General features: G+C 43.1%; 23 protein-coding genes and 1 pseudogene. 23 read left to right on the forward strand and 1 reads right to left on the reverse strand.

Going from position 1 to position 26,661, the window contains the following annotated elements:
- Positions 1–21: 21 nt before the first annotated feature.
- The 6 genes from IPP86_00690 (at position 22) to IPP86_00715 (ending at position 9,582) form a co-directional block, all read left to right on the forward strand.
- Positions 22–2,214, forward strand: coding sequence for a hypothetical protein (locus IPP86_00690; protein MBL0137029.1), 2,193 nt, complete (start codon positions 22–24; stop codon positions 2,212–2,214).
- A gap of 31 nt (positions 2,215–2,245) precedes the next feature.
- Positions 2,246–3,826 carry a T9SS type A sorting domain-containing protein gene (locus IPP86_00695; protein MBL0137030.1) on the forward strand — a complete coding sequence of 527 codons (1,581 nt, stop codon included), beginning with the start codon at positions 2,246–2,248 and terminating at the stop codon, positions 3,824–3,826.
- A 560-nt stretch (positions 3,827–4,386) separates the two neighbouring features.
- Positions 4,387–5,019, forward strand: a complete 633-nt coding sequence (locus IPP86_00700) for a class I SAM-dependent methyltransferase (protein ID MBL0137031.1) — start codon at positions 4,387–4,389, stop codon at positions 5,017–5,019.
- Between the two features lie 244 nt (positions 5,020–5,263).
- Entirely contained in the window at positions 5,264–5,878 is a 615-nt protein-coding gene (locus tag IPP86_00705; protein ID MBL0137032.1) for a T9SS type A sorting domain-containing protein, read from the forward strand.
- A 110-nt stretch (positions 5,879–5,988) separates the two neighbouring features.
- Complete coding sequence (locus tag IPP86_00710; protein MBL0137033.1) at positions 5,989–8,505, forward strand: glycosyl hydrolase; 2,517 nt, start codon at positions 5,989–5,991, stop codon at positions 8,503–8,505.
- A gap of 135 nt (positions 8,506–8,640) precedes the next feature.
- Positions 8,641–9,582, forward strand: coding sequence for a hypothetical protein (locus tag IPP86_00715; protein ID MBL0137034.1), 942 nt, complete (start codon positions 8,641–8,643; stop codon positions 9,580–9,582).
- A 56-nt stretch (positions 9,583–9,638) separates the two neighbouring features.
- Here the strand turns inward: IPP86_00715 and IPP86_00720 are convergent, their stop codons facing one another.
- A complete protein-coding gene (locus IPP86_00720) occupies positions 9,639–10,622 on the reverse strand; it encodes a helix-turn-helix domain-containing protein (GenBank protein MBL0137035.1) in 984 nt (327 codons plus the stop codon).
- Between the two features lie 157 nt (positions 10,623–10,779).
- Here IPP86_00720 and IPP86_00725 point away from each other — a divergent pair, with 157 nt between their 5' ends.
- From IPP86_00725 to IPP86_00805, 17 genes and pseudogenes are all read left to right on the forward strand, one after another.
- On the forward strand, positions 10,780–11,205 hold the full coding sequence (locus tag IPP86_00725) for an SRPBCC family protein (GenBank protein MBL0137036.1): 426 nt from the start codon (positions 10,780–10,782) through the stop codon (positions 11,203–11,205).
- A gap of 12 nt (positions 11,206–11,217) precedes the next feature.
- Positions 11,218–11,691 carry a VOC family protein gene (locus tag IPP86_00730; GenBank protein ID MBL0137037.1) on the forward strand — a complete coding sequence of 158 codons (474 nt, stop codon included), beginning with the start codon at positions 11,218–11,220 and terminating at the stop codon, positions 11,689–11,691.
- A gap of 14 nt (positions 11,692–11,705) precedes the next feature.
- Entirely contained in the window at positions 11,706–12,137 is a 432-nt protein-coding gene (locus IPP86_00735; protein ID MBL0137038.1) for a VOC family protein, read from the forward strand.
- Positions 12,137–12,520, forward strand: a complete 384-nt coding sequence (locus IPP86_00740) for a DoxX family protein (protein ID MBL0137039.1) — start codon at positions 12,137–12,139, stop codon at positions 12,518–12,520. Before IPP86_00735 ends, IPP86_00740 begins: the two co-directional genes overlap by 1 nt.
- 44 nt (positions 12,521–12,564) lie before the next feature.
- Positions 12,565–12,939 (forward strand): DUF1801 domain-containing protein, encoded by a 375-nt coding sequence (locus tag IPP86_00745; protein ID MBL0137040.1) that lies wholly within the window; start codon positions 12,565–12,567, stop codon positions 12,937–12,939.
- 91 nt (positions 12,940–13,030) lie between these two features.
- Positions 13,031–13,591, forward strand: a pseudogene (locus IPP86_00750) (dihydrofolate reductase).
- Between the two features lie 223 nt (positions 13,592–13,814).
- Positions 13,815–15,434 (forward strand): T9SS type A sorting domain-containing protein, encoded by a 1,620-nt coding sequence (locus tag IPP86_00755; GenBank protein ID MBL0137041.1) that lies wholly within the window; start codon positions 13,815–13,817, stop codon positions 15,432–15,434.
- A 267-nt stretch (positions 15,435–15,701) separates the two neighbouring features.
- Entirely contained in the window at positions 15,702–16,472 is a 771-nt protein-coding gene (locus tag IPP86_00760; protein ID MBL0137042.1) for a T9SS type A sorting domain-containing protein, read from the forward strand.
- Between the two features lie 56 nt (positions 16,473–16,528).
- Positions 16,529–17,293: a hypothetical protein gene (locus IPP86_00765; protein MBL0137043.1), complete on the forward strand. Its 765-nt coding sequence runs from the start codon at positions 16,529–16,531 to the stop codon at positions 17,291–17,293.
- Between the two features lie 20 nt (positions 17,294–17,313).
- Positions 17,314–17,658 (forward strand): hypothetical protein, encoded by a 345-nt coding sequence (locus tag IPP86_00770; GenBank protein ID MBL0137044.1) that lies wholly within the window; start codon positions 17,314–17,316, stop codon positions 17,656–17,658.
- A 216-nt stretch (positions 17,659–17,874) separates the two neighbouring features.
- Complete coding sequence (locus tag IPP86_00775) at positions 17,875–18,573, forward strand: YiiX family permuted papain-like enzyme (GenBank protein ID MBL0137045.1); 699 nt, start codon at positions 17,875–17,877, stop codon at positions 18,571–18,573.
- A 271-nt stretch (positions 18,574–18,844) separates the two neighbouring features.
- Positions 18,845–19,372, forward strand: a complete 528-nt coding sequence (locus IPP86_00780) for a toxin-antitoxin system YwqK family antitoxin (protein MBL0137046.1) — start codon at positions 18,845–18,847, stop codon at positions 19,370–19,372.
- A 35-nt stretch (positions 19,373–19,407) separates the two neighbouring features.
- Entirely contained in the window at positions 19,408–19,920 is a 513-nt protein-coding gene (locus IPP86_00785) for a hypothetical protein (GenBank protein MBL0137047.1), read from the forward strand.
- Between the two features lie 88 nt (positions 19,921–20,008).
- Positions 20,009–22,225: a TonB-dependent receptor gene (locus tag IPP86_00790; protein ID MBL0137048.1), complete on the forward strand. Its 2,217-nt coding sequence runs from the start codon at positions 20,009–20,011 to the stop codon at positions 22,223–22,225.
- Positions 22,226–22,439: 214 nt separating this feature from the next.
- Positions 22,440–24,146, forward strand: coding sequence for a multicopper oxidase domain-containing protein (locus IPP86_00795; protein ID MBL0137049.1), 1,707 nt, complete (start codon positions 22,440–22,442; stop codon positions 24,144–24,146).
- A 6-nt stretch (positions 24,147–24,152) separates the two neighbouring features.
- Positions 24,153–24,737, forward strand: coding sequence for a thioredoxin family protein (locus IPP86_00800; GenBank protein MBL0137050.1), 585 nt, complete (start codon positions 24,153–24,155; stop codon positions 24,735–24,737).
- A 289-nt stretch (positions 24,738–25,026) separates the two neighbouring features.
- On the forward strand, positions 25,027–26,640 hold the full coding sequence (locus tag IPP86_00805; protein ID MBL0137051.1) for a T9SS type A sorting domain-containing protein: 1,614 nt from the start codon (positions 25,027–25,029) through the stop codon (positions 26,638–26,640).
- Positions 26,641–26,661 lie beyond the last annotated feature (21 nt).

A 26,661-nucleotide genomic window follows, 5' to 3' on the forward strand; every position in this document is an offset into this window, starting at 1 on the left:
ACATTTTCATTCAACATGTCCATGCTTAACAAACCCCGTTTATCAGAAACACAAGCAGATTTTGAACAATCGATCCGAAGGACCACAGGACTCGAATTGATGCTCATGATGATTGTATTGACCGTCATTGTATTATTAATCGCGCTTCCGGTCTTCGCGCAGAATGTCGGTGTCAACAATCCTTCACCACACACCAAGGCGCTACTCGATTTGACAGCTTCAGACAAAGGTCTCCTTACGCCAAGACTTACAGAAGCACAACGTATAGCAATGTTTCCTGTAGCCGACGCTTCGGCAAAAGGGATGATCGTTTACCAGACCGATAACGCGTTTGGTTTCTGGTACTATGACGGAATCACCTGGAGACAACTGCTTGGGTCCGACAAAGGCTGGAGCATCACGGGCAATGCGGGAACTGTTGATGGAACAAATTTTTTAGGCACAACAGATAACATTCCTCTTAGCTTTCGCGTGAACAATACAAAAGCCGGAAGAATCGATCATATAAAGCAAAATGTATTTCTGGGAAGGAGCGCGGGTTCGCTTGCAACTACCGGGCAATGGAATGTGGCGATCGGCGATTCCGCAGGAGCAAAGAACAATTCTAACCTTAACACCTATGTTGGTTACCAGTCAGGTAAAGTTGACGTGAGTTATGAAAATACATTCATTGGCGCGAACAGCGGAAAGAATAATACCTCCGGATTTGAAAACACGTTTGTGGGAACCTATGCCGGTTTACAAAATACCTCCGGACGAAATAATGTTGGCCTTGGATACGGTGCAGGCGGAGATATAACTACCGGCAATTACAATTGTCTCGTTGGATCCAATGCAGGTACTGATTTAACTACCGGTTCTGAAAATAGTTTCTTCGGACACTATGCCGGCGGTAACGCGTGGTTTAACAATACAGCCAGTTCCAATAGCATCTTCGGCTTTATAGCAGGATCCAGCCTGACCACAGGCTCATACAATGTATTCTTCGGATCGCAATCCGGACTTTCGAATACAACAGGACAGAACAATATTTTTATTGGAAGAAACGCGGGTTACGCGAATACCACCGCATCGAACAACACGATGATCGGGTTTCAAAGCGGGATGGACAATACTACGGGCGACTGGAATTCTTTTGCCGGAGTAAGTACAGGAGAAAATAATACGACCGGTCACCGCAACACATTTCTTGGCGCTGTTGCCGGAAAGTTCAATACTACAGGAGCATGGAACACGTATGTAGGCACAGATGCCGGTAGACAAAACGCCACAGGGAACAACAATACTTTCAGTGGTTTTCAGAGCGGGATGAACAACACCGCGAGCAACAATACTTTTTACGGGACGAATTCGGGAATGCAGAATACTAGCGGTGTTAGCAATACGTTTGTGGGAACCTCTTCCGGAATAAGTAATACAACCGGAACGCTCAACACTTATCTAGGCGCATACTGCGGAAACCAGGGAACGACAGGCGCAGGAAATACCATGGTGGGAGGGAGTGCAGGAAATTCAAACACAACCGGAAGCTACAACAGTTATTTTGGTTCCAATGCCGTCTTGATAGGTTCCGGAGGAAACGCGAATACTATCATGGGATACCAGTCGGGTTACAATTCCGGAGCGGCAACAGCAAATACTTTTGTTGGTAATCAAAGCGGCTATAATACTACTGCAGGCGGAAACACTTTTATAGGTTACATCACAGGAAACGCAAACACAACAGGCACTTTCAATACCTATCTCGGATATAATTCACAAGGAAGCCCTACACTGACCAAGGCCGCAGCGATTGGATACAACGCCAATGTGACTGCGAACAACAGCATGGTGCTTGGAGGAACAGGAGTGGATGCGGTCAAGGTTGGAATAGGAGTTACAGCACCACAGGCAGAGTTGGAAGTAAACGGTTATACAAAACTTGGAAGCAATGCGCCCAAGGTGAAAATGATCAAGCTCACAGGTACCACCAGTGCTGTGCAAGGAGGATCGGTGTCTATCGCTCACGGGCTTACATCAACAAAAATATTATCGGTGAACATCCTTGCCGAATATCTTTCAGGACGATATGTCAATCCTCGTCATAGTTTCAACGCGGGTTATGAATTTGATTTTCGGGTGGACCCGACAAACGTTGTTGTTTACAATTCATCAGCGAACTCAACGAATGTTTTATCTGTTCCGGTGAAGATCATGATACTTTATGAAGAGTAACAAATTTTTATACAAGAAAGAGTTTTCCCCCATGAATAAGTTTTGTCTGTTTATTTGTTTTTTCTCCCTGCTTAGCATCAGCAAGTGTTTCGCTCAGTTGTTGACCAACAACAACGTCTCCATTACAATCTCAAGTAGTGCTCAAATCACCGTAAAGGGTAGCGTTCAAAACAATGCCGGTACCGTGATCAATAATTCAGGCACCATTGATTTGAGCGGAGACTGGGTGAACAATGCCGCAAACTCCATCTTCGGAACAAGCGCGGGCACGGTAATTCTCAATGGTAACGGACAAAACATCAGTGGAACGTCTTCAACTATTTTCAACAACCTGCGATTGCAAGGAAATGGTGTGAAAACGTTACAGGTCAGTACAAACGCCGGAGGAGGATATCCGTCCCCCTCCGGTGTACTGGACCTGGGTTCACAAAAACTTGATCTGAATTCAAAGACCCTGACGATTCTTAATCCCTCACCAACAGCGATTACACGTACAAGCGGATTTATTCAAAGCGAAACAGATCCTGTTTCGGGCTATGGAATTATCCAATGGGATGCAGGAACAGGTGCGCCTGGTTCGTTGTATGAATTTCCTTTTGGAAATATCGCAAGCGGAGACTATCTCCCGCTTTCGTTTTCGGTCACAACAGCTGGAAGCGGAAACGGAAGCATACAGGCATCAACCTATCCGACAAATACTTTTTTAAGTCCGAACAATCGTCCATTGCCTACAGGTTTGCCATCGATTGTCAATGTGGCCGGTGTAGAAAACGCGGATCGTGTTCTCGATCGCTGGTGGCTGATCAACACGCTGAATTATACAACAGAACCTGTAAGCGATCTGATGTTTACGTATCGCGATATCGAATGGAACACCGGAAACAATACTCTCGGCGAAGTGCAGTTGCGCGCGCAACGCAACGACGGTTTCACCTGGACAGCACAACCTCTCGGCAATGTGAATACGTTAATGAATCAGGTTACACTCACCGGTGTTCAGCAATACAACAGTTATTGGGCGCTTGTCGATAATGACGCGCCATTGCCGATTACACTTTTGTATTTTGACGCGACGCTCAACAAAAGCGGAACAGTTGATATCCGCTGGATCACGGAATCGGAAATTAACAACGACTACTTTACTGTGGAGCGGTCCTCCAACGGTGTGGATTTTGAAACGCTTGAAATAATTCGTGGAGCGGGCAACAGCACGGTCACCCGTAATTACGCGACCATAGATCCACATCCGCTGGACGGACTTTCGTATTATCGCCTCAAACAAACCGATTACGACGGAAGATTTTCTTATTCAGCACTTGATCGCGTGATGAATGTTCGCGGAGGGTTTCCCGATGTTCACATCTATCCGAATCCCGCGAATGAATTTTTTCTCATATCGCTCAGCACACCACCCGCGCACATCGAAGATCTTCGCTACGAATTGTTCGATTACGCCGGTCGCAAAGTAATGGACTCGGAACAATATCCAACCTCGGTGATTTCTCCCGATGCTGTCCGTCTGGAACTTCATGGACTGGCCAGCGGTGTTTATTTCCTTCAATTGATGATGGAAGGGGAGAGGGTTTATTTTGGGCGGATGATGGTGAGGTAGATTTTAGTGGTTAGTTGTTAGTTATTAGTTGTTGTTTAGTTAGTTTGGTTGGTGGTTTTAATTCAAAAAAAAAAGGGGAAAAAAAAAAAAAAAGGGGGTTTGGTTTGGGTTCTTTGTTTCTGTTCATTACTTGCCCTTGCTAGGATTATTCTTAATTTCCGTGAACCAAACATAATTTGGGGGGGGGGGGCCGGGGGGGGGGGGAAAAAAAAGGGGGGGGGGAGGGGGGGGGGGGGGGGGGGGGGGGGGGGGGGGGGGGGGGGGGGAGGGGGGGGGGGGGGGGGGGGGGGGGGGGGGGGGGGGGGGGGGGGGGGGGGGGGGGGGGGGAAAAAAAGAAGGGGGGGGGGGGGGGGGGGGGGGGGGGGGGGGGGGGGGGGGGGGGGGGGGGGGGGGGGGGGGGGGGGGGGGGGGGGGGGGGGGGGGGGGGGGGGGGGGGGGGGGGGGGGGGGGGGGGGGGGGGGGGGGGGGGGGGGGGGGGGGGGGGGGGGGGGGGGGGGGGGGGGGGGGGGGGGGGGGGGGTGCAGTTTATCTTTGTAAATTTGGCATTAAAAGCCTCAAACATGAATCATCATCAGGAAACTCTTGAAACATGGAACAAGGTCGCGGCTTTGTATCAGGAGAAGTTTATGGATCTGGATTTGTACAACGAGAGCTATGATTTTTTCTGCAAGGCGATAAATGTTGATAATGCTGAGATTTTGGAGATTGGTTGCGGGCCGGGAAACATTTCAAAATATATTTTATCGAAGCGCCCCGATTTCAAGTTACTTGGAATTGATTATGCATCGAACATGATAAGTCTTGCGCAACAAAATGTTCCCAACGCGAGCTTCAGGGAGATGGACTGCAAAGAAATCCGCTCAATAGACAAAAAGTTTGATGGAATCGTATGCGGTTTTTGTCTGCCTTACTTATCGTCGGAGGAGTGTGCACAATTGATTAGTGATGCAAATTATTTGTTGAACAATGACGGGATTTTGTATCTCAGTTTTGTAGAAGGAGATCCCGGTCAATCGGGATATAAAACCGGAAGCAGTGGAGACCGCGCCTATTTTTATTATCACAATCTGGAAGAGCTAAGAAGCCAGATTAAAAAATCCGGATTTACTGAACATAAAATATTCTTTGTCGAATACACTCTTATGAGAGATGCGAAGGAAACTCACACAATCATTTTAGCCGGGAAGGTTTGAAAAAGTTTTTTTAAAATTTTGGAACGATAGCCCTTGTTTCATTTCCACCACCTTTCCCGTGCTTCGCCCCCGACGCACAATCCAACGCATGGCTCCGCCCGGGGTTAGATTGCTAAGTTTTTTTCAAAACAATAAATGTGTTTTGAGAATTTGTTTCCATTCCTTTAGAATGAGTTTACTTTGTTCCCTGAATTATTTCTTTAGGAGGGAGAGATAATTATTTATCTTACAAAAAAATAATATTATGCATAAAGCACTACCACTTCTTTTGTGTTTGTTGATTTTCACAAAACCCGGACGAACCCTTGCCCAGTGTTCTTTCAATCATACGGAATCCGGATTGGATGTAAACGTCGAATATTCGGAAACGCTTTCTCCTTTTTTTACAATTGACAGTGTTCAGGTTGATTTTGGCGATGGAATTCAAATAACAGAAGTGAACAACCCTCCCACATCTTCTTTCAATTTCTCACAACCGCACTCGTACACTTCGGCAGGAAGTTATATTGTATGTATCGCCGAATACACTTCCTGGGGCGGTTCACCACAGCAGCCTTGTACACATTGCGATACGATCACCCTTGGCTCCACTTCCGGGATTTTCAAACCCGCACAACAACAATTAAACATTTACCCAAATCCCACTAGCAATTCAATCATCGTTGAAATTCCATCAACAATCGGAAATTCATTTCTTCAGTTGTTCGATATTTCCGGAAGAAAATTGCTCCTCAGAGAACTTCCCGTTGGCTCAGGAAATAACTTCTCGTTGGATTTAAACAAATTTAATCCCGGCCTGTATTACCTTCAGTTGCAGACGGAACAAGGAAAATATTTTTCAAGGCTTGTAAAGGATTGAGAAAATACGTTTTCCAATTGTAAAATTTGGCGAATCGACTATATCATTCGGTAAAATATGAAGACCTTTGCTGAATAATTTCTAAGTTTGAAAGATTAAGCAAAAGACCCATGAATCGAGTGTATAGCCCTGTTTCACTTTTATTTTTATTCAGCATAGTGCTTTGTTCCTGCCGGCATGAAGTTTCAGAACGGAAGAAAGACAAAGAAGAGATGAACGACTGGCTGATCAATCAGCGGATGTATCCTTACGGTAATGTGGATTATGCAGCATACCGTCGGGCTGTTCAGTATGTCAGAAACGAACAGGAGCAAATGCGTCGTGCCGGCAACAGAAACATCTGGGAATTTGCCGGTCCGCAGAATGTCGGTGGCCGGATCACCGATGTGGAAATGCACGCGTCATCACTACAGACAATGTATCTCTGTGCCGCGTCGGGTGGAATTTTCAAATCGACAGATGGCGGAGGTTCCTGGAATCCGATCTTCGATGACCAGCCGTCACTTTCAATTGGCGACCTTGCGATCGCGCCATCCAATCCGGATATTTTGTATGCGGGAACCGGAGAAGCCAATGCCGGAGGCGGTTCGCTGACGTATGACGGAATGGGTGTTTACAAATCAACAGACGGAGGAAATCAATGGACACATGTTGGTCTTGATTCCACGCGCAATACAGGACGCATCGCCATTCATCCATTTAATCCTGACATAGCCTACGCCGCGACGATGGGAGATTTGTTTGGCGACACTCCGCAACGCGGACTTTACAAAACTTCAGACGGAGGAAACAGCTGGCAACAAATACTTTTTCAAAATGATTCTACCGGAGCCATCGATGTTGTTGTTCATCCGCAAAACCCGGATACGGTTTGGGCCTGTATGTGGACGCGCGTGCGCAGACCGGATCGCAGACATTACGGAGGTCCCGCATCCGGAATTTATCGCTCCTTCGATGGGGGAAATTCATGGACGAATCTGACTTCAGGATTGAATCTTCCGGGCAATGCCGGACGCATAGGCATCGCCATTTCTCAAAGTGATCCGGATGTTCTCTACGCGACAGTTACCGATGAATTCGGATACAATGTTTCTATTTATAAAAGTATCGACCTTGGCTCGAACTGGGCGGCGATCTCTTCTCCAACAGCCGGTGATTTCGGCTATTGGTACGGACGTATAAAAGTAGATCCCACTGATCCGAACATTGTGTACGCTGTTGATTTCGATTTATACAAAACAACAGACGGCGGATTAACCTGGAACCAGATGTCTTCCATGGTTCATGTTGATCAACATGAAGTTTACATTCACCCGCTTAATCATGATTTTGTACTGCTTGGAAATGACGGTGGTTTATACACCTCTTTCGATGGTGGTGTCAACTGGATGCATGATGAATCATTGCCGATCACACAGTTTTATACTTGTGAAGTGGATGAACAAAATCCTTCGCGTTTGTTTGGAGGAGCACAGGACAATGGCGTGCAGACCACACCCAGCGGTTCTTTCAACGACTGGTACGACATCTGGTACGGAGACGGTTTTGGAGTACTCGTTGATCCGAATGATCCTTCGTATGTGTATGCCGCCAGTCAATATGGCAACATCAATTCCGGATTAACGGGAATCGACCCGCAGGATCGTTTTAACTGGAACACACCATTTGTATTGAATCCGATTAACACCAATTCAATTTATCTTGCGTCTAATCATGTTTACAAATCAACGGATCGTGGTCAGCACTGGACGCAAATCAGTCAGGATCTTACGGGGAATACCGGTGTCGCGATAGCTTATCCCATCGTGTACGAAACCGTCACTTCCATTTCTGTGAGCGCTGCTGATACGAATGTTATTTATGCCGGCACAGACGACGGACATGTTTGGGTCACCAACAATGAAGGAGCCAGCTGGACAGAAATCAGTATCGGCTTACCGGTGCGATGGGTCACACGTGTTACAGCAGATCCGCACGATGCGCAAAAAGTGTATGTTACTCTTTCCGGATATCGTTACCACGACAACATGTCTCATGTGTACATGACGAACAATGGCGGACAAAGCTGGAATGATATCGGAGGAAATCTTCCGGATGTTCCTGTGAACGATCTGGTGATTGATACCGTCAACGCGATGCTTTATCTCGGAACAGATGTTGGTGTATTTTTTACAAACGAAGGCGGAAGTAACTGGCAACTTCTTGGAACCGGTTTACCAACCGTTCCAATTACGGACTTACGCATTCATTATCCGACAATGCATCTCTACGCCGCGACCTACGGACGATCCATGTATAAGTATGATCTCGGAATCACTGCGGGGGTGAATAACGTTTCTTCTCAGGAGAACAAAGCAAATATGAAATTATATCCTTCATTGATTACGGATCACACGACGATAGAAATTAATTTGCCTGAGGCAATGAACGGCACACTTTCAATGCACGATATTTCAGGAAGGCAAATAAAAATTATTCAAAAGGGAAATTATCCCAAAGGAAAAACCCGCGTGCAATTAAATCTGAGTGATCAGGAAAAAAGTTTTATGCAGCAGGGAATTGTGTTCCTGAAGCTGCATGGCGATAATGGGGCGATGGTTTCTACTAAGGGAGTTTTTATTAATTGAGGTTGATGTAAGAAATCGGAATATTATCAATCATCCCTTCGCAACATTTATTTTAACATTTGCGTTTGATTGAAAAAGCACCATTTTCACTTCAATTTAGAAGGAAAAGAGGAGCCCTGCTGCAAAATTCCCATTATGAGATCATTATTCTTAGTGTTTGCCTTATTGTGCCTGCATCTGACTGCAAACGCCCAACTGGATGTAAAGCATTTCAAAAAGATTCAGATTGGTGTGATGTATGACAAAACAAATGTCACAGGCCTATATACTTTACAGGACGCGAATACAAACGAAGTAAAAGTCAACCTCGAAGATTACAGGACAACAACCAACGCGGAAATAAAATTTCTTGAATCCGCGGAAAAACATGTTGTCAGCGCAAACCTTGAAGGCATTGTTTATATGTTTGGACGACTCATAAATCTGGCTAGTCAGGATGGCAATTATTATGACTTCAATACCTATCTCGATCCGCTTTCAGCTGGAGAAGTAAATAACATGAAATTTATCAGCGGCGACCAGATCAATGAAGTCGCAAGACTGAGTAATAATCATATTTTGGACGTCACGTCCTCCTGGGTGATCAAAGAAAGTCCGGTTTTCGCCGGAGTTAATTTCTCCATGCGCACACTTGGTTTTGCACCACGATACACTACTTATAAAACCGAAATTCCAACCGGGCAATATGCCACCTCGACTATGTCAGGAACCTGGAAACTTTTATACGGAATAAATGTTGGTGCCCGCGCAAATCTCGGCGGCAAAGCAGCCTTCTTTATCATTGGTGGTGTGAACAGAGGAATAAATAAAAGCAAAAATGATCCCGTCAAATCCAACGCGATTCAGGTGAAATACAATCCATTTATTAACCCTACTGTTTTTGTCGGCGGCCGATTTGGAATGTATGTCGGTTTGTACTGGGAAATGATGGAAGGAAAAGATGTAAATGTGAACTTCATGCCGACCAACGCAAATCCCAACCTGCCCAATCCGGCTAACGAAATTTTTACCACCAAGGTAAATGAATCACAATTGCTGTTGAAGCTTGGGTTTTATTTGTCAGCGAAGAATGAGTAGAGTGAGAGTGTGGTGTGGGGTGTGAGTGTATGTGGAATAGGAATCGATAGTTCCATTTATTTTTTCATCACATCCTGCTTATTGTATTTATTCCTGTATTCGATCGGTGTTAGTCCGGTGATTTTTTTGAAGACGTCGCGGAAGGCTTTGGTGTCGGTATAGCCGACATCGTACATTACTTCGCTGATATTTTTCCGACTGGTTTCCATGCTTCTTTTGGCTGCTTCGATTTTTACACGCTGGATGTATTCGACAACAGTATTGTTCGTCGCTTTTTTGAAACGACGCTCAAAGCTTCTTTTTCCTAACGATACTTTTTCCGCTAGCAGATCAATGGTAATTTTTTCCTTGTAATTATTTTCGATGTAATCCTGAATCTTTTTTATCTCTTCATCCTTGTGGTTTCTTTGTCCATGGAACATCATGAATTTCGACTGACTGTCCCTGTCAATATCAATGGCGAAAAATTTTGACGCGAGAATCGCTGTTTCACGATCGGTATACTTTTCGAGCAGATACAACAAAAGATTCCAGTACGAATTCGCGCCACCACTGGAATAAATTCTGTTCTCATCGGATATAATACTGCCATCCACCAGTTCAACTTGAGGATAGAGTTCACGAAACTCATTCGCGGAAAGCCAGTGAGTGGAACATTTTTTACCATCGAGCAAACCTGTTGAAGCCAGTAAAAATGCTCCGACACAAAGCGAAGCAACTTCAGCGCCTTTGTGATAATGATCAACGATCCATGGAACGAACTCTTTATTCAGTTCAACAGCTGTTTTCAAATCTCCACTTAGCGCAGGAATGAAGATGATATCCGGATGTTTCGCGTCTTTCAGCTGCAAATCGGGATGTACAGAAACAAGATTATTCAGGAGTTTTACCTCTTTTTTTAATCCAACCAGATGAACATTAAAAAGAGGAGCCTTTCCGGCCGCTTTGAAGAACTCATTGGCAGCACTAAACATGTAATGAGGATCTGCAATTGCCTCTAAAACAGCCGTTTCCGGAACGATGATATGGACATTTTTCATGCCCGCAAGATAGACAAGAAGCCTGTCGTTATCAACCCCTAAGGATGTCGTTTATGCCTGCTCGGAATTTTAGAATCTTGGTTCATCTTTGCATTGTTCTAAGACGGCATTTCGATACATATATATATGTATACCCAGACCCCTAAAAAACAAAACAATGGAAACTAACAAAACAACAGCAATTACAATCGAAGCACTTATTGAGGCACCTGTGGAAAAAGTCTGGAAATACTGGACCGAACCGGCACACATTGTCAAATGGAATAACGCGTCCGACGACTGGCACACACCACATGCGGAAAACGATCTGCGTGTTGGCGGAAAATTTCTTTCACGTATGGAAGCGAAGGACGGCAGTTTCGGTTTTGATTTTGGCGGCGTTTACACGGAAGTGAAGCAGCACGAAAAAATTGATTATGTACTGGGAGATAACCGGACTGTGAAAATCACTTTTATTTCAAACGGCAACCAGACTAAAGTGTTGGAAACATTTGACGCGGAAAATGAAAACTCCCTGGAAATGCAGAGGACGGGATGGCAAATGATTCTGAACAATTTTAAAAAGCATGTTGAATCAAATTAATCAGAAGAAAGAATGAGCCGACAAAAAATTACCCCATGTCTTTGGTTTGATAGCGATGCCGAAGAAGCAGCGAAATTTTATGTTTCGCTTTTCAAAAACGCGAAGATCAATTCCGTCAGTCGTTATGGAAAAGAAGGATTTGAATTTCACCAAAAACCGGAAGGCACCGCGATGACAGTTGCATTTGAATTGGATGGAATGCATTTCACTGCGCTCAATGGCGGACCGCTATACAAATTTACCGAAGCGATTTCCATGCAGGTGATATGTGCGACACAGGAAGAGATCGATCATTTCTGGAACAATCTCACGCAAGGCGGAGAAGAGAGCATGTGTGGATGGCTGAAAGATCGTTATGGAATCTCCTGGCAAATCATTCCGGAAATTCTTCCACAACTCATGAGTGATCCGGCCAGAGCGGGAAGAGTTACAAGCGCCTTCCTCAAGATGAGAAAATTCGATATTGCAAAATTGCAGGAGGCCTGAGAATTTAAATTCACATGTCGAAAATCAATTCCTACCTCACCTTTAACGGCAACTGCCGCGAGGCGATGAATTTTTACAAAGACTGTCTGGGCGGAGAGCTCAGCATTCAGACCATCGGCGAATCACCCATTTCGGAAAAAATGCCGGAGCAAATGAAGCAATCGATTCTTCATTCCACACTAATCAAAGGTCAATTGATGTTGATGGGCTCCGACATGGTTGGAGATTCCGGACTGATCAAAGGCAACGCGGTGTCGCTGATGCTGGATTGCGACAGCGAAGAAGAGATCCAAAGGATTTATTCAAAACTCTCCGAAGGAGGAAAAGCGGAGCACCCGCTCGAAAACTCTTTCTTTGGTGCGGTCTTCGGAGACCTGACGGATAAATACGGAAACCACTGGCTTTTGCATTTCGCGAAGCCACAAAAACAAAACAACCTCTCGTAATGAAAAAAACAAAAACCCTTTATTGGATTTTTACCATTCTCTTCGGCGGATTTATGATCTTCTCCGCGATTCCTGATGCACTTAACAGTGCCGATGCGGTTCAACTGATGCACGATCAGCTGGGATACCCTTTGTACATCATTCCATTTATTGGTGTAGCAAAAATTCTCGGCGCTCTCGTATTGTTCATTCCCGGATTTGCAAGAGTGAAAGAATGGGCTTATGCAGGTTTGATGTTTGATTTGATCGGAGCGATGTATTCTCTCCTCTACATCGGCGGCGGTATCGCGGCTGGCGGGTTTATGAGTTTGATTATTCTTACAGGAGCATTGTCTTATATTTATCATCACAAAATAATGAAGGCAGAGACAGCGACAGCCTGAACGTTAAACGGAAATTATTTTTCACTACAACATTCATTCACATGATTGGTAAAAAGAAACTTCCATTCAGCACAATCGACGAATACATCGCATTGCAGGCGAAAGAAATTCAACCGGCATTGCAAAAACTTCGTGAAATCATTCGCAAAGCTGCTCCGAAAGCGGAGGAGTGTATCAGTTACCAGATGCCCGCCTTTCGACAAAATGGTGTCCTGGTTTATTTTGCAGCCTCAAAAAATCACATCGGTTTTTATCCCACATCCGGAGTCCTCAAAGCCCTCGCCGAACAAATCGGAGATTATCAAACAAGCAAAGGCACCATTCAGTTCCCTCATGGTAAACCCATTCCTGTGAAACTGGTGAAGGATATTGTCAGATACAGAGTGAAGGAGGATGAAGCGAAGAAGAAGAAGAAATAGTTTGAGGACGAGAAATATATTTTATAAATTTCTTTCATGCCAATTTTTCATTTTTTTTTAATTCATAATTCATAATTCACAACTCTAAACCATGCCCCAACTAACCTGCTTCAACTTCATCACTCTCGACTGATATTACAAAGGTCCGGGTAATGATATCAGTTGGCACCGACATGGAAAAGAAGAAAACGAATTTTCAGCGGAAAACATGAAACGCGGCAACACACTGCTGTTTGGCCGGATTACGTATGAGATGATGGCGGGATATTGGCCCAGTCCGATGGCGAGAGAAAATAATCCGGTTGTCGCTGCGGGGATGAACAATGCAAATAAGATTGTTTTTTCCAGAACACTTACCAAAGCGGATTGGGAAAACACACGATTGATTAAAGAGAATATCGTTGAGGAAATCCGTAAACTCAAAAAAATTCCCGGCAAAGACATGACCATTCTTGGAAGCGGGAGCATCATCACACAATTCGCGGAGGCCGGACTGATCGATGAATACCAGTTTATGATCGATCCGGTTGTCATTGGGAAAGGCACACCCATATTTAAGAACATTCATTCCAAGATGGATCTGGAACTTTTATCATCAAGAGTATTTAAGAGCGGGACAGTATTGCTGACGTACCGTCCACTGGAAGGTTAAAATTTATAATTGAATCAATTTTCCTACACGCTAATTCGGTTGTATTTTCCTGAGTCAAAAAGCAGAATTCAAAAAAATAAAATTGAATCTGTAAAATAAATTTCTTTATCTTTATTCATCTGATTTCAAACCGCGGAATGGCCAGGGGGCATTCCGGAAATTCAGAATAATCACGGTCAAAACACTGCAAACATTGCAGTGCATTGTTTTAAAAAAAAGACACATGAAAACCTCCTGGAAAATCACACTCTTATTTTTATTGATTCAACAAAACGTCAGTTTTGCACAATTGTCATGGGCGCGGGTCTGGGATCATCGCTACGGAGGATCTGCCGGAGATTACCTTATGAGTTTTTGTCCTGCATCAAATCAGGGATATATTCTCGCGGGAAAAACAGCATCTGACAGTTCAGGAGACAAGACAACACACATTCATGGAATAGGCGCTTTCGATTATTGGATCGTGAAAGTTGATACCGGAGGACACAAAGTCTGGGAGAAAGATATCGGCGGAGACGACGATGATCACTTTGTGTCGATCGCTCCCACGTCTGATGGTGGCTATATACTTGGTGGAGGATCTGATTCTCCTGTCAGCGGCGATAAAACTCAGCCTTCCCGTGGTGGAGTCGATTATTGGATCGTGAAAGTAGATGCAAACGGAAATGTTCAATGGGACAAAGACTTCGGCGGTTCTGATGATGATGAAATGCGAACAGTGATCCAAACACGCGACGGAGGATATTTGCTCTGTGGAGATTCACGCTCCGGTGTGAGCGGCGATAAAACGCAGGGACATTTTGGTATAGGAGATTTCTGGGTGATCAAGACCGACAGCCTCGGTGTAAAACAGTGGGACATGGTATACGGTGGTTCTGAGTATGAACGATTTTATACTGTGAAAGAAATCGGAAACCAGGGATACATCCTCAGCGGACAAAGCCGCTCTGGTATCAGCGGAAATAAAACTACTGTCAATCGTGGTTTTATGGATTACTGGATTGTGCGCATCGACGCTTCCGGAAATATTTTGTGGGACAAAGATTATGGCAGCACACAGGACGATTATTTCCAGACGATGGAAAGAGGGCAGGATGGAAAATATCTTCTCGCTGGCTGGTCGGTGGCGGGAATAAGCGGAGATAAAACTCAGCCGAGTAAGGGCGGATACGATCTTTGGATTATCAAGGTTGATACAAGCGGTAACATTTCATGGGATAAAGATTTCGGAGGCTCCGGAAATGAAGATGAATTTTCAGGCATTCGCGTGTCAACCGACGGAGGTTATCTTCTCGGCGCGACATCCTATTCGAATGCAAGCGGTGATAAAAGTGACAACAACCTCGGTGTCGAGCAACCCTGGATAATCAAGATTGATTCTGTGGGGAATTTGCAGTGGGAAAAAACAGTGTACACCATGGGTCATAATGAAATCGGATTGGCCATGGAACTGGGAGACAATAAATGTTATCTCATTGTATCAAGTGATAATGAAGTCGCCGGAGGTGATAAAACAGAAGACGCCTGGAATCACAGCAGCGATTACTGGATCATAAAATATTGTGAAGGAATAAACACTGCGATTGATGAAAACAATCCGACGGCGGGTGAGCTGGATGTATTTCCAAATCCATTCAGCAATGAGTTGGTTGTAAAATGGAATTCTTCGGAACTCAAAAACGAAAACGCGGAATTATCGCTCATCGATATTTGCGGCAAAGAAATCTTTTTCGAAAAATTCAATACTGAAACAAAACTATTAACCACGCTTCTCCCGAATGGTGTGTATTTCATTCGTGTCAAAACACAAAGCGGAACGATGGTGCGAAAAGTTGTGAAATAAGGGAAGGTCCCCGAAGTTCACGAAAACACAAAAGAAAGCCGGACATTCGTTTTGGCCGGATTCTATTCGTTTTTCCATACAGACGAATTAACGTTTTCCCAAAGAAAGTTTTCTAAAAAGCGCCTCATTAAACCAATTTTCAAGGGGGTCAGGAATGTCATTCCAATGGGATGACTATCGTCATGTGTTGGTCATTTCCAATAGGTTAATATTATTTTTTGGGAAAATTATTTCCCGGGAAGGTCCATAACCAGAACCAATACAAAGATGAAAAAGCTCCTGTATTCCCTCTTGTTTATCGCGATTACATCACCCTTGTTTTCGCAAACCCCCGTCAATTTTATCAGCACCGATTGTTCAGGCTCTAGTCATGATTTGTTTGCTGAATTAAATTCCGGGAAGGTAATTGTGTTGTGTTGGGTGATGCCTTGCATCAATTGCGTGGCTCCATCAATGACAACATACAATGTTGTGCAAAGTTACAACACAGCTCAACCTGACCGTGTTCGATTTTATCTGACAGATGATTACGGCGATACTCCATGTTCTTCATTGATGAGTTGGGCCAATGCCAATCACCTGACCAACGCGAAAATATTTTCTGACGCAGCGATTTCCATGACACCCTATCAAACTACCGGCATGCCTTTGATTGTTGTGCTTGGAGGAATCGCTCATAAAGTTTTTTATATTGGAAAAAACACAGTTGACATTCCATCACTTCAGGCTGCGATTGATTCGGCATTGATCACAACTGATATCGAAGAACGCTCCGCAAACATTCCTCAGCTGAATGTTCAAAGCAACCCTGTTCATGGAAGGACAATATTGAAATGCGAACTTTCAAAAACAACTTTTGCTGACATCCATCTAATGAATTCAGAAGGAAGACAAATAGCAAGCCTGTTTTCCGGACAGCTTTCTGCCGGTCTAAATGAAATCCCGATGGATTTCTCACTCTATAAAACAGGAATTTATTTTATCCGGTATAACGACGGGTTTCGCGGAAAAACGATAAAGATCAATATTGTTCACTGATAAGTAAAGAAGATTTTACTTTTAATACAAATTCGAATAATTCAATTTTATTGTTTATGCTAAGTAAGAAAACAGGAATCCGGTATCTTATTCTTTTGTTTTTGCTTTTTATAAATGTCCGGCAAAATATAAGCGCGCAATGTTGCGCAGGTGGCAGTGGCAGTCCGATTGCGGGAGGAGCATCACAAGGAGTCTTGCTTGAGAGACAGGTGGAATTGAACACCAATTTTCAGTTTATCAATACAAATAAATTTTATTCAAAAGACTCTCCGGATACAGCGAAATATTTCGATCGTTTCCACAGCACGTATCAGTATTTCCGTCTTGCTTATGGCGTGACAAAGCATTTTACAATGTCGGTTGAAACAGGGAATTATTTTGTAAAAGAAGAAGTTGGATTACACAACAACCCCGTAACCACATATTCAAGTAAAGGAATCGGCGACCTCATACTTTTTCCAAGGTATGATATCATCAATCTCACCGAAGAAAAAAAGAGAACGGAAGTCACAGTAGGACTTGGCTATAAAATTCCGCTTGGTTCTTACAACGACTCTACAGGCAATGTCGAACCGTTTAGCGGGATGACCTATTATGTCACCAACCCGCAGGCGGTACAACTCACATCAGGAGCACAGGACGTTATCTTTTATTTGTTTTTATTCCGTGGTTATCCTCAAAAGAACTGGCGCTTTTTTGCAAATGCGTTTTATATTACAAAGGGCTGGAACCCTCTTGGAGAAAAACTTGGCGATTTTTCCAGTGTGGGTTTGTTTGCGGGAAAACATTTTTCGAAAAACTGGGCGTTACACTACAGTTAAGGGGAGAATGGATGGATAAAATGCAATTGAACAAAGACATTCTCATGTATGCTTATTTGAATTATGATCCGGAAGCGACAGGATACAAAAAAGTATTCTTTACGCCACAGCTGAGTTTTACAAAGGGGAAATTTACTGTATACGGACTGTATGATTTTCCGGTGTATCAATATGTGACCAAAACACAGGTTGGTTCTGAGTTGCAGGCAACACTGGGTTTGTCTTTCCGGTTTTTCGCTGTTAAAAGTGTAGTGAAGGATAGTAAAAGTTCTGTTGTTTTTGCCTGTCCGATGCACCCCGAAATCACATCTTCAAAGCCCGCGAGTTGTCCAAAATGTGGAATGGACCTCGAAAAAGTGAAGTAACCCTGAAAGGATCCGCGTTCTTATTTGAGATCCGGGAGACCAATCTTTTTTCCTTAAAATTCAACATATCCGTGTTACACAATTCGATCTGTCTTTGATTTGCTTTTCTTTTTGTGTGAATAGCGCAGAATTGATTCATCTGAAAATTTAATTTGGTTAAAACATTCTGAAAGGATTTATACCTTAGTATATTGAATCCGTAAATATTTTTTAAAAATGGATAAAAGAGGACGGTGGCTGTTGATTTTCTTAACCTTTGCCGCAGCCGCGAACATTGTAAATTTTTATTTTACCAGTAAGAAAAACGAAGAAGGCGAAGTAAAGGCAAATATTAATAAAAACGAAAAGGAGGCCAGGGATGCCACCCGGAAATTGCCATTGCAAACCGGAGATCTGATTTTTCAGACATCAGAATCTGCTCAGAGCAAGGCGATACAACTGGCCACACACTCTCCTTATAGTCATTGCGGAATCATTTTTAAATACGACCAGGATTATTTTGTCTATGAGGCCTCTTCGAAAGTACGCGAACTGGCATTGGATCGCTGGATCGCTCACGGAAAAGATCAGACCTATGTTGTGAAGCGATTAAAAGAGGCCGCAAATATCCTGACGCCGGAAAACGTAAAAAAACTACATAAAGCGAAGGATACATTTTACCAGAAAGATTACGATCAATATTTCAGTTGGAGTAACGATGAAATCTATTGCTCTGAACTGATCTGGAAAATGTATCGTGATGCGCTGGGCATCGAAATCGGCAAATTACAACTACTCAAAGAATTTGATTTTAAAGATCCGGAGGCGAGAAAGTTGTTGAAACAACGATATGGAGATACCGTACCCTACAATGATACTGTGATATCTCCCGTTTCTATTTTCAATTCCGACATCTTAACAGAGGTCAAATTGTAGCTTGTGTGAAACTTTGCTTAGTATGGAAATCATATACCACTCATGACTAAAATCAAACATTTTTGAAAAAAAAGCCTTATCTTTCATGTGATTCCAATGGCCTTGGGGATCATTTGATGATTTTCCTTTCATCTGAAATGCCTCAGGCCTGGTCAGGATTATTTTCCGGGGCAGAGCAAAATTATTCTTCCCCAAAATATACCTGTACAAACAGAGAATCCTCCTTCAGTTGACGAATTGATTGTCGGAGCATGAGTAAGGGAAACCGAATATGAACCATTACAAGCGCGCTAAAATCTTTTTAATAGTTGTACTGCTTTCATCCGCGAATGTTTTGTTTGCCCAATACACTGCGAAAATTGAATATTGGGAAAATGGTAAAAAGAAAAGCTCAATGCCTTACCGGAACGGAATTCGTGAAGGGATGAGCAAGACCTGGTTTGAAGATGGCAAGTTGCAAAGCAGGATCGAATACCTCGAAGACAAACCCAATGGCACATCGATACGCTGGTATCCCAACGGAAATATCGAAGTCAAAGGAAAAAACCGTGACGATAAAAAATTTGGCGAATGGACCTGGTATTACAAAAACGGAAATATCCGCCAGATCGCGCATTACAATGAAAAGGGTGAGCACGGTAAATGGACGTGGTGGAGAGAGAATGGAATAATTGAAACGGAAGGGGGTTATTTCTATGGAAAGAAATCCGGCACCTGGAAATATTATGATGAAAGCGGCACGCTTAAAAAGGAAGAAACCTATCAGAACGGAAAGCTGATGGATACCAAAAATTATTAAACATTTTATATATTTACCCGAACATTTCATTCGAGTTGAAGAAAGCCACCTATATTTCCCTGCTTACAATTTTGCTCCTGCAAGCCGGTGGTTTATTGCTTTTGTTTCAGATCCAACAGGTAAGAATTCAGAAATCTGCTCTTCATCAACTTGATTCCGGTTCAGGAAAAACAGAACAAATTGTTTTGTCAGAGGCGGATTTTAATTCTTCAAAAATCAACGACCATGAGTTGCGAATGAATGGTAAGCTCTATGATTTCAGGTACATTTCCAACTCTTCGGGACAGATCATTCTTAATGTATTTCACGATGCTTCTGAGGAAAATCTGATTGATTGGATTGAAGCATTGGCAACATCCGATGGACAACAACAAGGTGATCTACCTGCCCACCTTGTTAAATTACTAACCACAACCTATCTGATTACCGATTCAGAACCGGTTTCTTTTTTGCATACCGTCAACGAGTATTCGTTTTTTCGCTTTGATGAGCAGGCGGTTTCTTTTTCAAGAGACCAGGATTCTCCTCCTCCGAAAATACTAGCCTAAGAACTATTGATCTTATTTTAAACAAATGACGGAATCATTTCCGCTCATTCTGTTTGTGCTATTATTTACGAACGCAAAAAATCCAAAAATGAAAAATATTTACCGCGCGATCTTAGTATTGCTGATTCTTCAATTCCAAAACTCATTTGCACAAAACGCTTCCCCCGATTCAACAAAAAATATTAACCTGAACGAAGTCGTCATTTCCGCGAACAAATCGGAAGAGTCGAAACGAAATGTCGCTCAGCAAATTCAAACACTCAATGCGAAACAAATCGCCGATTTACATTGTCAGTCTACTGCAGATATCATTGCAAACACAGGAAGTGTTTTTGTTCAAAAAAGCCAGCATGGAGGTGGAAGCCCCGTCATTCGCGGCTTTGAAGCAAACCGGATTTTATTGGTCATCGACGGAGTGCGTATGAATAATATTATCTATCGTTCAGGACATCTCCAGAATATCGTCACCACCGACAACAACTCGCTGGATCGTATCGAAGTTTTGTTTGGTCCTGCGTCTACTGTTTATGGCAGCGACGCATTGGGAGGTGTGGTCAGCCTATACACAAAACGCCCTTCATTCACGGATGATGATGAAAAGACCAATCTAAAAGTAAATGCCATGACCCGATACGGAAGTGTGAATGATGAATTCACCGGGCATGTTGATTTTAATATCGGAGGAAAAAAACTGGCATCTCTTACTTCTTTCACGTATTCCGTATTTGATGATCTGAAAGGTGGAGAGAATCAGAATCCTTTTTATACATCTTCCTACGGTGAACGATTGTATTATGTGGAGCGCATCAATGGAAAAGATTCTCTCGTGAAGAACAGCGACCGTTACAAACAGGTACAAAGCGGATTTTCACAAATTGACCTCATGCAAAAATTCGCTTACAAAGCATCAGAGCACATGACACACGGATTGAATATTCAATATTCCACTTCCACTGATGTGCCGCGTTACGATCGTCTGACAGATCCGTCTTCAACCGGACTGAAATACGCGGAATGGTATTACGGTCCGCAAACAAGATTGCTCGCGGCGTATGATCTTAATGTAAACAATTCTTCGGCGAAATTCCAAAGCATTCATGCGGGACTGAATTTGCAGAACATCGAAGAAAGCCGACACACGCGTCGTTTTAATAACGACCACAAACAACACCGTATCGAAAAGGTTAATGTGATCGGATTTAATGTTGACTTCAAGAGAACCACAAACAAACACACATTGCGTCTCGGTTTAGATGCACAGTACAATACGCTCAAATCGACTGCAACGGAAGAAGACATTACAAACGGATCTGAGGAGCCGGTTGATACACGCTATCCAGATGGCGATAACACCATGATGAACGCGGCGGTTTATTTTTCTCATACCTGGAGAATCAATGATCAGCTTACTTTGACTGACGGTTTGCGTTTGGGATTTATTTCTTTGAATTCAACATTTAAGGATACGTCATTCTTTCACCTGCCATTTACAAAAGCGGAACAAAGCAACCCGGTTTATTCAGGCAGCATTGGATTGATTCAATCACCCTCAGATGATCTGAAATTATCCCTGTTGCTTTCAACCGGCTTCCGTGCCCCAAATGTGGATGACCTTGCAAAAGTTTTTGAGTCCGCGCCGGGAGCTGTCATAGTTCCGAACAGCGATCTTAAGCCGGAGAAAACCATTACGACAGAAATTGGAATCACGAAAATTTACAATGAAAAAACGAGTTGGGAAAATAACGTCTATTACACACAATTTGTAGACGCGATTATTACTGATGAGTTTACATTCAACGGACAGGATTCAATTCAGTACGATGGTTCGATGAGTAAGGTGTATGCAAATCAGAACAAAGGAAAAGCGTTTATCTATGGATTTTCTTCAAACCTGACTTCGCAGTGTACTGATAATCTCCGCATGATCATAGGTATGAATTATACATATGGACGCGTGAAAACGGACACTTCCAATTCTCCATTGGATCACATTCCTCCTTTTATGGCTCGCCTTGGTTTGAAATATACCTATGAAAAATTCGGAGCGGATATGTTTGTGAATTTTAACGGATGGAAAAAACTGAAAGATTATTATCTCAACGGTGAAGACAATGAACAATACGCGACTGCTGATGGTATGCCTGCATGGTTCACATTAAATTTTCACGCAGGCTATAAAGTGCATAAGTTGTTAACGCTTCAGGCGGGCGTTGACAATATCTTCGACACACAATACAGAACATTCGCGAGCGGCATCAACGCTCCCGGAAGAAATATTTTTGTGGCATTGCGTTTTCATTATTAAAAACCGGTCGGGTTTTATTTGAGCGGGGCCTCATTGTGGGAGACCCCGCTTTTTTATTTCTCAGATACTCCGTTTTTTTGATTTGATTATTTGGAGGAATACTGACGGAAAATCGAAATTCAGGCGCTTCTTTTTTTGATAAAAAATCCTGATGTTGCCGCAAGTTCTTCCTCCGATTATCATCTAATCAACCTTATACGTCAGTCTTCGGGTTATGAAAAAAATCAATCTCTTTCCAATTGCAGCATTCTTATTGACGCTAAGTGCTCAGGCACAGGTATATAATGACCTGCGGATTCCTGATACACTCTCCGGAACCACTTTTAACCTGACAGTCAGGGACACCTTCAGACAAGTCGTTCCTGCCGGAAACCAAACCATCACCGGAGGAATCAACAGTGATATCTGGGGACCGACATTGTTTTTCAATAAGGGCGATACCGTTCACATGAACGTGCAAAACAATCTGAACGACAGCACAACAATTCACTGGCACGGCATGCATTTGCCTGCGGTGATGGACGGCGGTCCGCACCAGGTGATTCCTCCGGGAACATTGTGGCAGCCTTACTGGAAGGTGACAAACAATGCCGGATTGTTCTGGTTTCATCCGCATCTGCACATGGAAACCATGCATCAGATTACACAAGGTATCGGCGGGCTTATCATCGTGCGTGATTCTGTAGAAAGCGCGCTTCCATTACCACGAACATATGGCATCGATGATATTCCTCTTGTACTCACGGATCGCGATATCAATACATCAAATCAATTCGTGGATGTTCCCTATGGAGATTCAATGATGGTGAATGGAGTTCTGCGTCCGCAGTTTTCGGTACCCGCGCAGGTTGTGCGTTTCCGAATTTTGAACGGAGCAATCGAACGTTCGTATAATCTCGGCTTCAGTGATAACAGAACATTTTATGTGATCTCAACAGACGGGGGTTTGGTGGACAATCCCGTTCCTGTAACACGTTTTTTAATTTCCGCAGGAGAGCGTGTGGAAATTCTTGTTGACTTTTCCGGACAAGCATCCTCATCATTTGATTTGAAAGCCTACAATTCTACTTTATCTAATTTTATTCCCGGTGGAGAAAATTTTCCTAACGGTCCTTTCGCGAACGCATTGGGAAAAATTGATTTCAGAGTTTTGCATTTGAATGTTGGCGCTCCGACAAGTCAGCCCATCACCGCAATTCCTGCAACACTTACAACAAATACATTTTACGATGAGTCAAGTGCGAACCTCACACGTGTGATTACGCTCACGGATAGTACGGGTGTTCCGAATATCCTGGGACCAAACGCATTTATTCTCAATCATCATCTTTTTGATCTGAATACGATTGATTACACTGTTCCCCTCAACAACACTGAGATCTGGCAGCTCACCAGCAATTCCATCTTCGCGCATCCTTTTCACATTCATGATGTGGAATTTTATATTCTTACAAGAAATGGAATTGCGCCTCCCGATCATGAAAAAGGCTGGAAAGATGTAGTGCTGGTAAAAGGCGGAGAAACGGTTCGCTTCATCGCGAAGTTTGATGATTATGCCGATCTTCAACATCCGTTTATGTTTCATTGTCATATCGCTTTGCATGAGGATGAAGGCATGATGGGACAATTTGTTGTTGGTCCATCCACAACTGGACTGCAAGATGTAACACTGACCAACAATAACTATTCTGTTCACCCGAATCCCGCGAAAGACAGATTGTATATCGATTTGAAAGACCAGACAAATCCTGTCTATTACGCGACGATTACGAATGTAAATGGAAAAGCGCTTATCATGATGCCGCAACCACAGATCCAACAAGGACTAGAAATCAGCAGGCTTCGTCCGGGAACTTATTTTCTGACCATCACGGATACGAAAAATAAAAAGCCGGAAACAATCAAATTCATCAAAGAATAATTTTCGATGAAAAAAGTATTCCTATTTCTGCTTGTAGCGCTGCTGAGCTCATTTGTAATTCCAGATAAGAAGGTCGTTCACAATTTCAGTCTGAAAAATGTTGACGGAAAAATTGTGTCACTTTCTGATTATCCGGATGCGAAAGGCTTTATTATTGTTTTCACCTGCAATCATTGTCCTTTTGCAAAATTATATTCTCAGCGCTTCAATGACCTAAACACAAAATATTGTTCACTCGGAGTTCCATTGATCGCTGTGAATTCGATGGATACACTCGTGTACGAAGAAGAATCGTTTGAGCTTATGCGTGAAAAATCCGATCGCGATCATTTTAATTTTCCCTACTTACTCGATGCCGCTCAAAATGTGGGCAAAGATTTCGGGGCGAGCTACACACCGCAGGCTTTTGTAATCTGGAAGGAAAATGACGAGTGGGTCGTGCGTTACAACGGAGCAATGGACGACAACGGAGAACATCCCGAGCTCGCAAAATCATATGTCGACACAGCATTACAAGAATTACTACAGGGAAAACCTGTTTCCGTTACCGAAGCAAAAAGTATAGGCTGCAGGATTCATTACCGGAAATAAACCCGGTTTCCCAAAGGATAACCCTCGATTTTCAATGAAATAATTCATTTGGATTTATTATTCATAGGAAAATATAGATCTGTACAAGCTGAAGCGATTTGTCCTAAATTCCCTAAAAATTTTCAAATTCAGCTTAAACCATCTTTACCCGCATCGGTCTATAGGGCGCTATTAACCGGCAAATTGTGTTTTAAGCTGCGGGAAGGGTCGGTAAACCATAATTTTAATCAAAATGAAAGAATTGTCTACCCGAAGGTTTTCGGCTACCGGGCTTTTTGCTTTTTTAATCGTGTCCCTGTTTTTAATTGGGAAAAGTGAAGCAGTTCTGGGACAAAACCAAAGCATCATTTTAGGAAGACCCACCGATGTCTCCATCACCGTCAGCATTCTATTTGATCAGAATGTTGATTTTTATTTTGTTTACGGAACGCAGTCCGGAAACTATACCGACAGTACAATAGTGATCAGCAATGTGGCCAATACACCCGATGAAATCGATTTACAGAATTTATTTCCCGATACACGGTATTATTACAGAGTTAAAACACGATTGAATGGAGGCGGAGCCTTCACTGCCGGACAGGAATATAAATTCCATACACAAAGGTCGCCGGGAAGCTCTTTTTCTTTTACTGTAGAAGCCGACGAACATTTGTACGATAAAAAAGGTGTTCAAAGTATTTACCAGCTCACGCTAAACAACGAAGCTGCAGACAACCCGGATTTTATGCTTTCGCTGGGCGATATTTTTGGCGATGATCATGAGCCCGACAGCATTACCTCTCACGAACTTGATTCATTACATCTTGCCTACCGGCCATTTCTCGGAAGCATTTGCCATTCGGTTCCGTTTTATGTATGTCTGGGAAATCATGAAGGAGAGAATGATTATTACATGGCGCAAAATCCGCCAAACAATCTTTGCATCTGGGCGACACAATGGAGAAAATATTATTATCCGAATCCGTTTCCCAACAGTTTCTATAGTGGGAATACCGACATAGAGCCTTATGGCATCGGTAATCCCGAAAATTATTACGCATGGACCTGGGGTGATGCATTGTTTGTAGTGCTCGATGTGTACAGAGATGAAAACGATACATCTCCCAAACCCAAAAACTGGGACTGGTCATTGGGATTACCTCAATACACCTGGCTTGAAAACACTTTACAAAACAGTACCGCGCAATACAAATTTGTTTTTGCGCATCACATTCGTGGACAAGGACGCGGAGGAATTACGAATGCTCAGTTATTCGAATGGGGAGGATATGAATCTCTTGGCGGACCATACACATTTCCCACAAATCGTCCGGGCTGGTCGAAACCGATTCATCAATTGTTTATTGATAATGGTGTAAACATTTTTTTCCAGGGTCATGATCATTTGTATGCGCATGAAATTCTCGACAGCGTGACATACCAGGAAGTGCCGATGCCCAGTGATTCTACCTACGAAATCGGGATGCTTGCCAATGCGGATGCTTATACAGCAGACACCATTGGTGGTACCGGACACATTCGCGTAAATGTTACACCGTCTTGCATTACTGTGGATTTTGTTCGTTCATACTTGCCTGCAGATACCCTGAGCGGACTTCATCACAACGGGGAAGTCGCGTTTTCCTATACAATTGGAAACTGCAGTTCTACGAATATTCAAGAAGAGGAAATGCAAGTTCCTGTAAAGGTGTTTCCGAATCCTGCAAAAGATAAAATTACAATTCAGTTGCCGGAAGAATCAAAAACATTCCATGTAAGACTCATGAATACAATGGGCCAGATGATAATGCAAAGTCAGTCGAAAAATCTGGATCTGAGTTCAGTTGCGAATGGTTTATATATACTGAATATAGAAACAGAGAATTATTCTGTGAATAGAAAAATAATTATTAAACACTGATCACGGAATTCCGATTCCTAA

The sequence above is a fragment of the Bacteroidota bacterium genome (genome assembly GCA_016720935.1).
In the GTDB taxonomy this organism is placed as follows: domain Bacteria; phylum Bacteroidota; class Bacteroidia; order AKYH767-A; family 2013-40CM-41-45; genus JADKJP01.

Bases quoted from the DNA above. Each gene is read 5' to 3' on its own strand.
- IPP86_00690 (MBL0137029.1), top strand. From the start codon at position 22: ATGCTTAACAAACCCCGTTTATCAGAAACACAAGCAGATTTTGAACAA.
- IPP86_00695 (MBL0137030.1), top strand. From the start codon at position 2,246: ATGAATAAGTTTTGTCTGTTTATTTGTTTTTTCTCCCTGCTTAGCATC.
- IPP86_00700 (MBL0137031.1), top strand. From the start codon at position 4,387: ATGAATCATCATCAGGAAACTCTTGAAACATGGAACAAGGTCGCGGCT.
- IPP86_00705 (MBL0137032.1), top strand. From the start codon at position 5,264: ATGCATAAAGCACTACCACTTCTTTTGTGTTTGTTGATTTTCACAAAA.
- IPP86_00710 (MBL0137033.1), top strand. From the start codon at position 5,989: ATGAATCGAGTGTATAGCCCTGTTTCACTTTTATTTTTATTCAGCATA.
- IPP86_00715 (MBL0137034.1), top strand. From the start codon at position 8,641: ATGAGATCATTATTCTTAGTGTTTGCCTTATTGTGCCTGCATCTGACT.
- IPP86_00720 (MBL0137035.1), bottom strand. From the start codon at position 10,622: ATGAAAAATGTCCATATCATCGTTCCGGAAACGGCTGTTTTAGAGGCA.
- IPP86_00725 (MBL0137036.1), top strand. From the start codon at position 10,780: ATGGAAACTAACAAAACAACAGCAATTACAATCGAAGCACTTATTGAG.
- IPP86_00730 (MBL0137037.1), top strand. From the start codon at position 11,218: ATGAGCCGACAAAAAATTACCCCATGTCTTTGGTTTGATAGCGATGCC.
- IPP86_00735 (MBL0137038.1), top strand. From the start codon at position 11,706: ATGTCGAAAATCAATTCCTACCTCACCTTTAACGGCAACTGCCGCGAG.
- IPP86_00740 (MBL0137039.1), top strand. From the start codon at position 12,137: ATGAAAAAAACAAAAACCCTTTATTGGATTTTTACCATTCTCTTCGGC.
- IPP86_00755 (MBL0137041.1), top strand. From the start codon at position 13,815: ATGAAAACCTCCTGGAAAATCACACTCTTATTTTTATTGATTCAACAA.
- IPP86_00760 (MBL0137042.1), top strand. From the start codon at position 15,702: ATGAAAAAGCTCCTGTATTCCCTCTTGTTTATCGCGATTACATCACCC.
- IPP86_00765 (MBL0137043.1), top strand. From the start codon at position 16,529: ATGCTAAGTAAGAAAACAGGAATCCGGTATCTTATTCTTTTGTTTTTG.
- IPP86_00770 (MBL0137044.1), top strand. From the start codon at position 17,314: ATGCAATTGAACAAAGACATTCTCATGTATGCTTATTTGAATTATGAT.
- IPP86_00775 (MBL0137045.1), top strand. From the start codon at position 17,875: ATGGATAAAAGAGGACGGTGGCTGTTGATTTTCTTAACCTTTGCCGCA.
- IPP86_00780 (MBL0137046.1), top strand. From the start codon at position 18,845: ATGAACCATTACAAGCGCGCTAAAATCTTTTTAATAGTTGTACTGCTT.
- IPP86_00790 (MBL0137048.1), top strand. From the start codon at position 20,009: ATGAAAAATATTTACCGCGCGATCTTAGTATTGCTGATTCTTCAATTC.
- IPP86_00795 (MBL0137049.1), top strand. From the start codon at position 22,440: ATGAAAAAAATCAATCTCTTTCCAATTGCAGCATTCTTATTGACGCTA.
- IPP86_00800 (MBL0137050.1), top strand. From the start codon at position 24,153: ATGAAAAAAGTATTCCTATTTCTGCTTGTAGCGCTGCTGAGCTCATTT.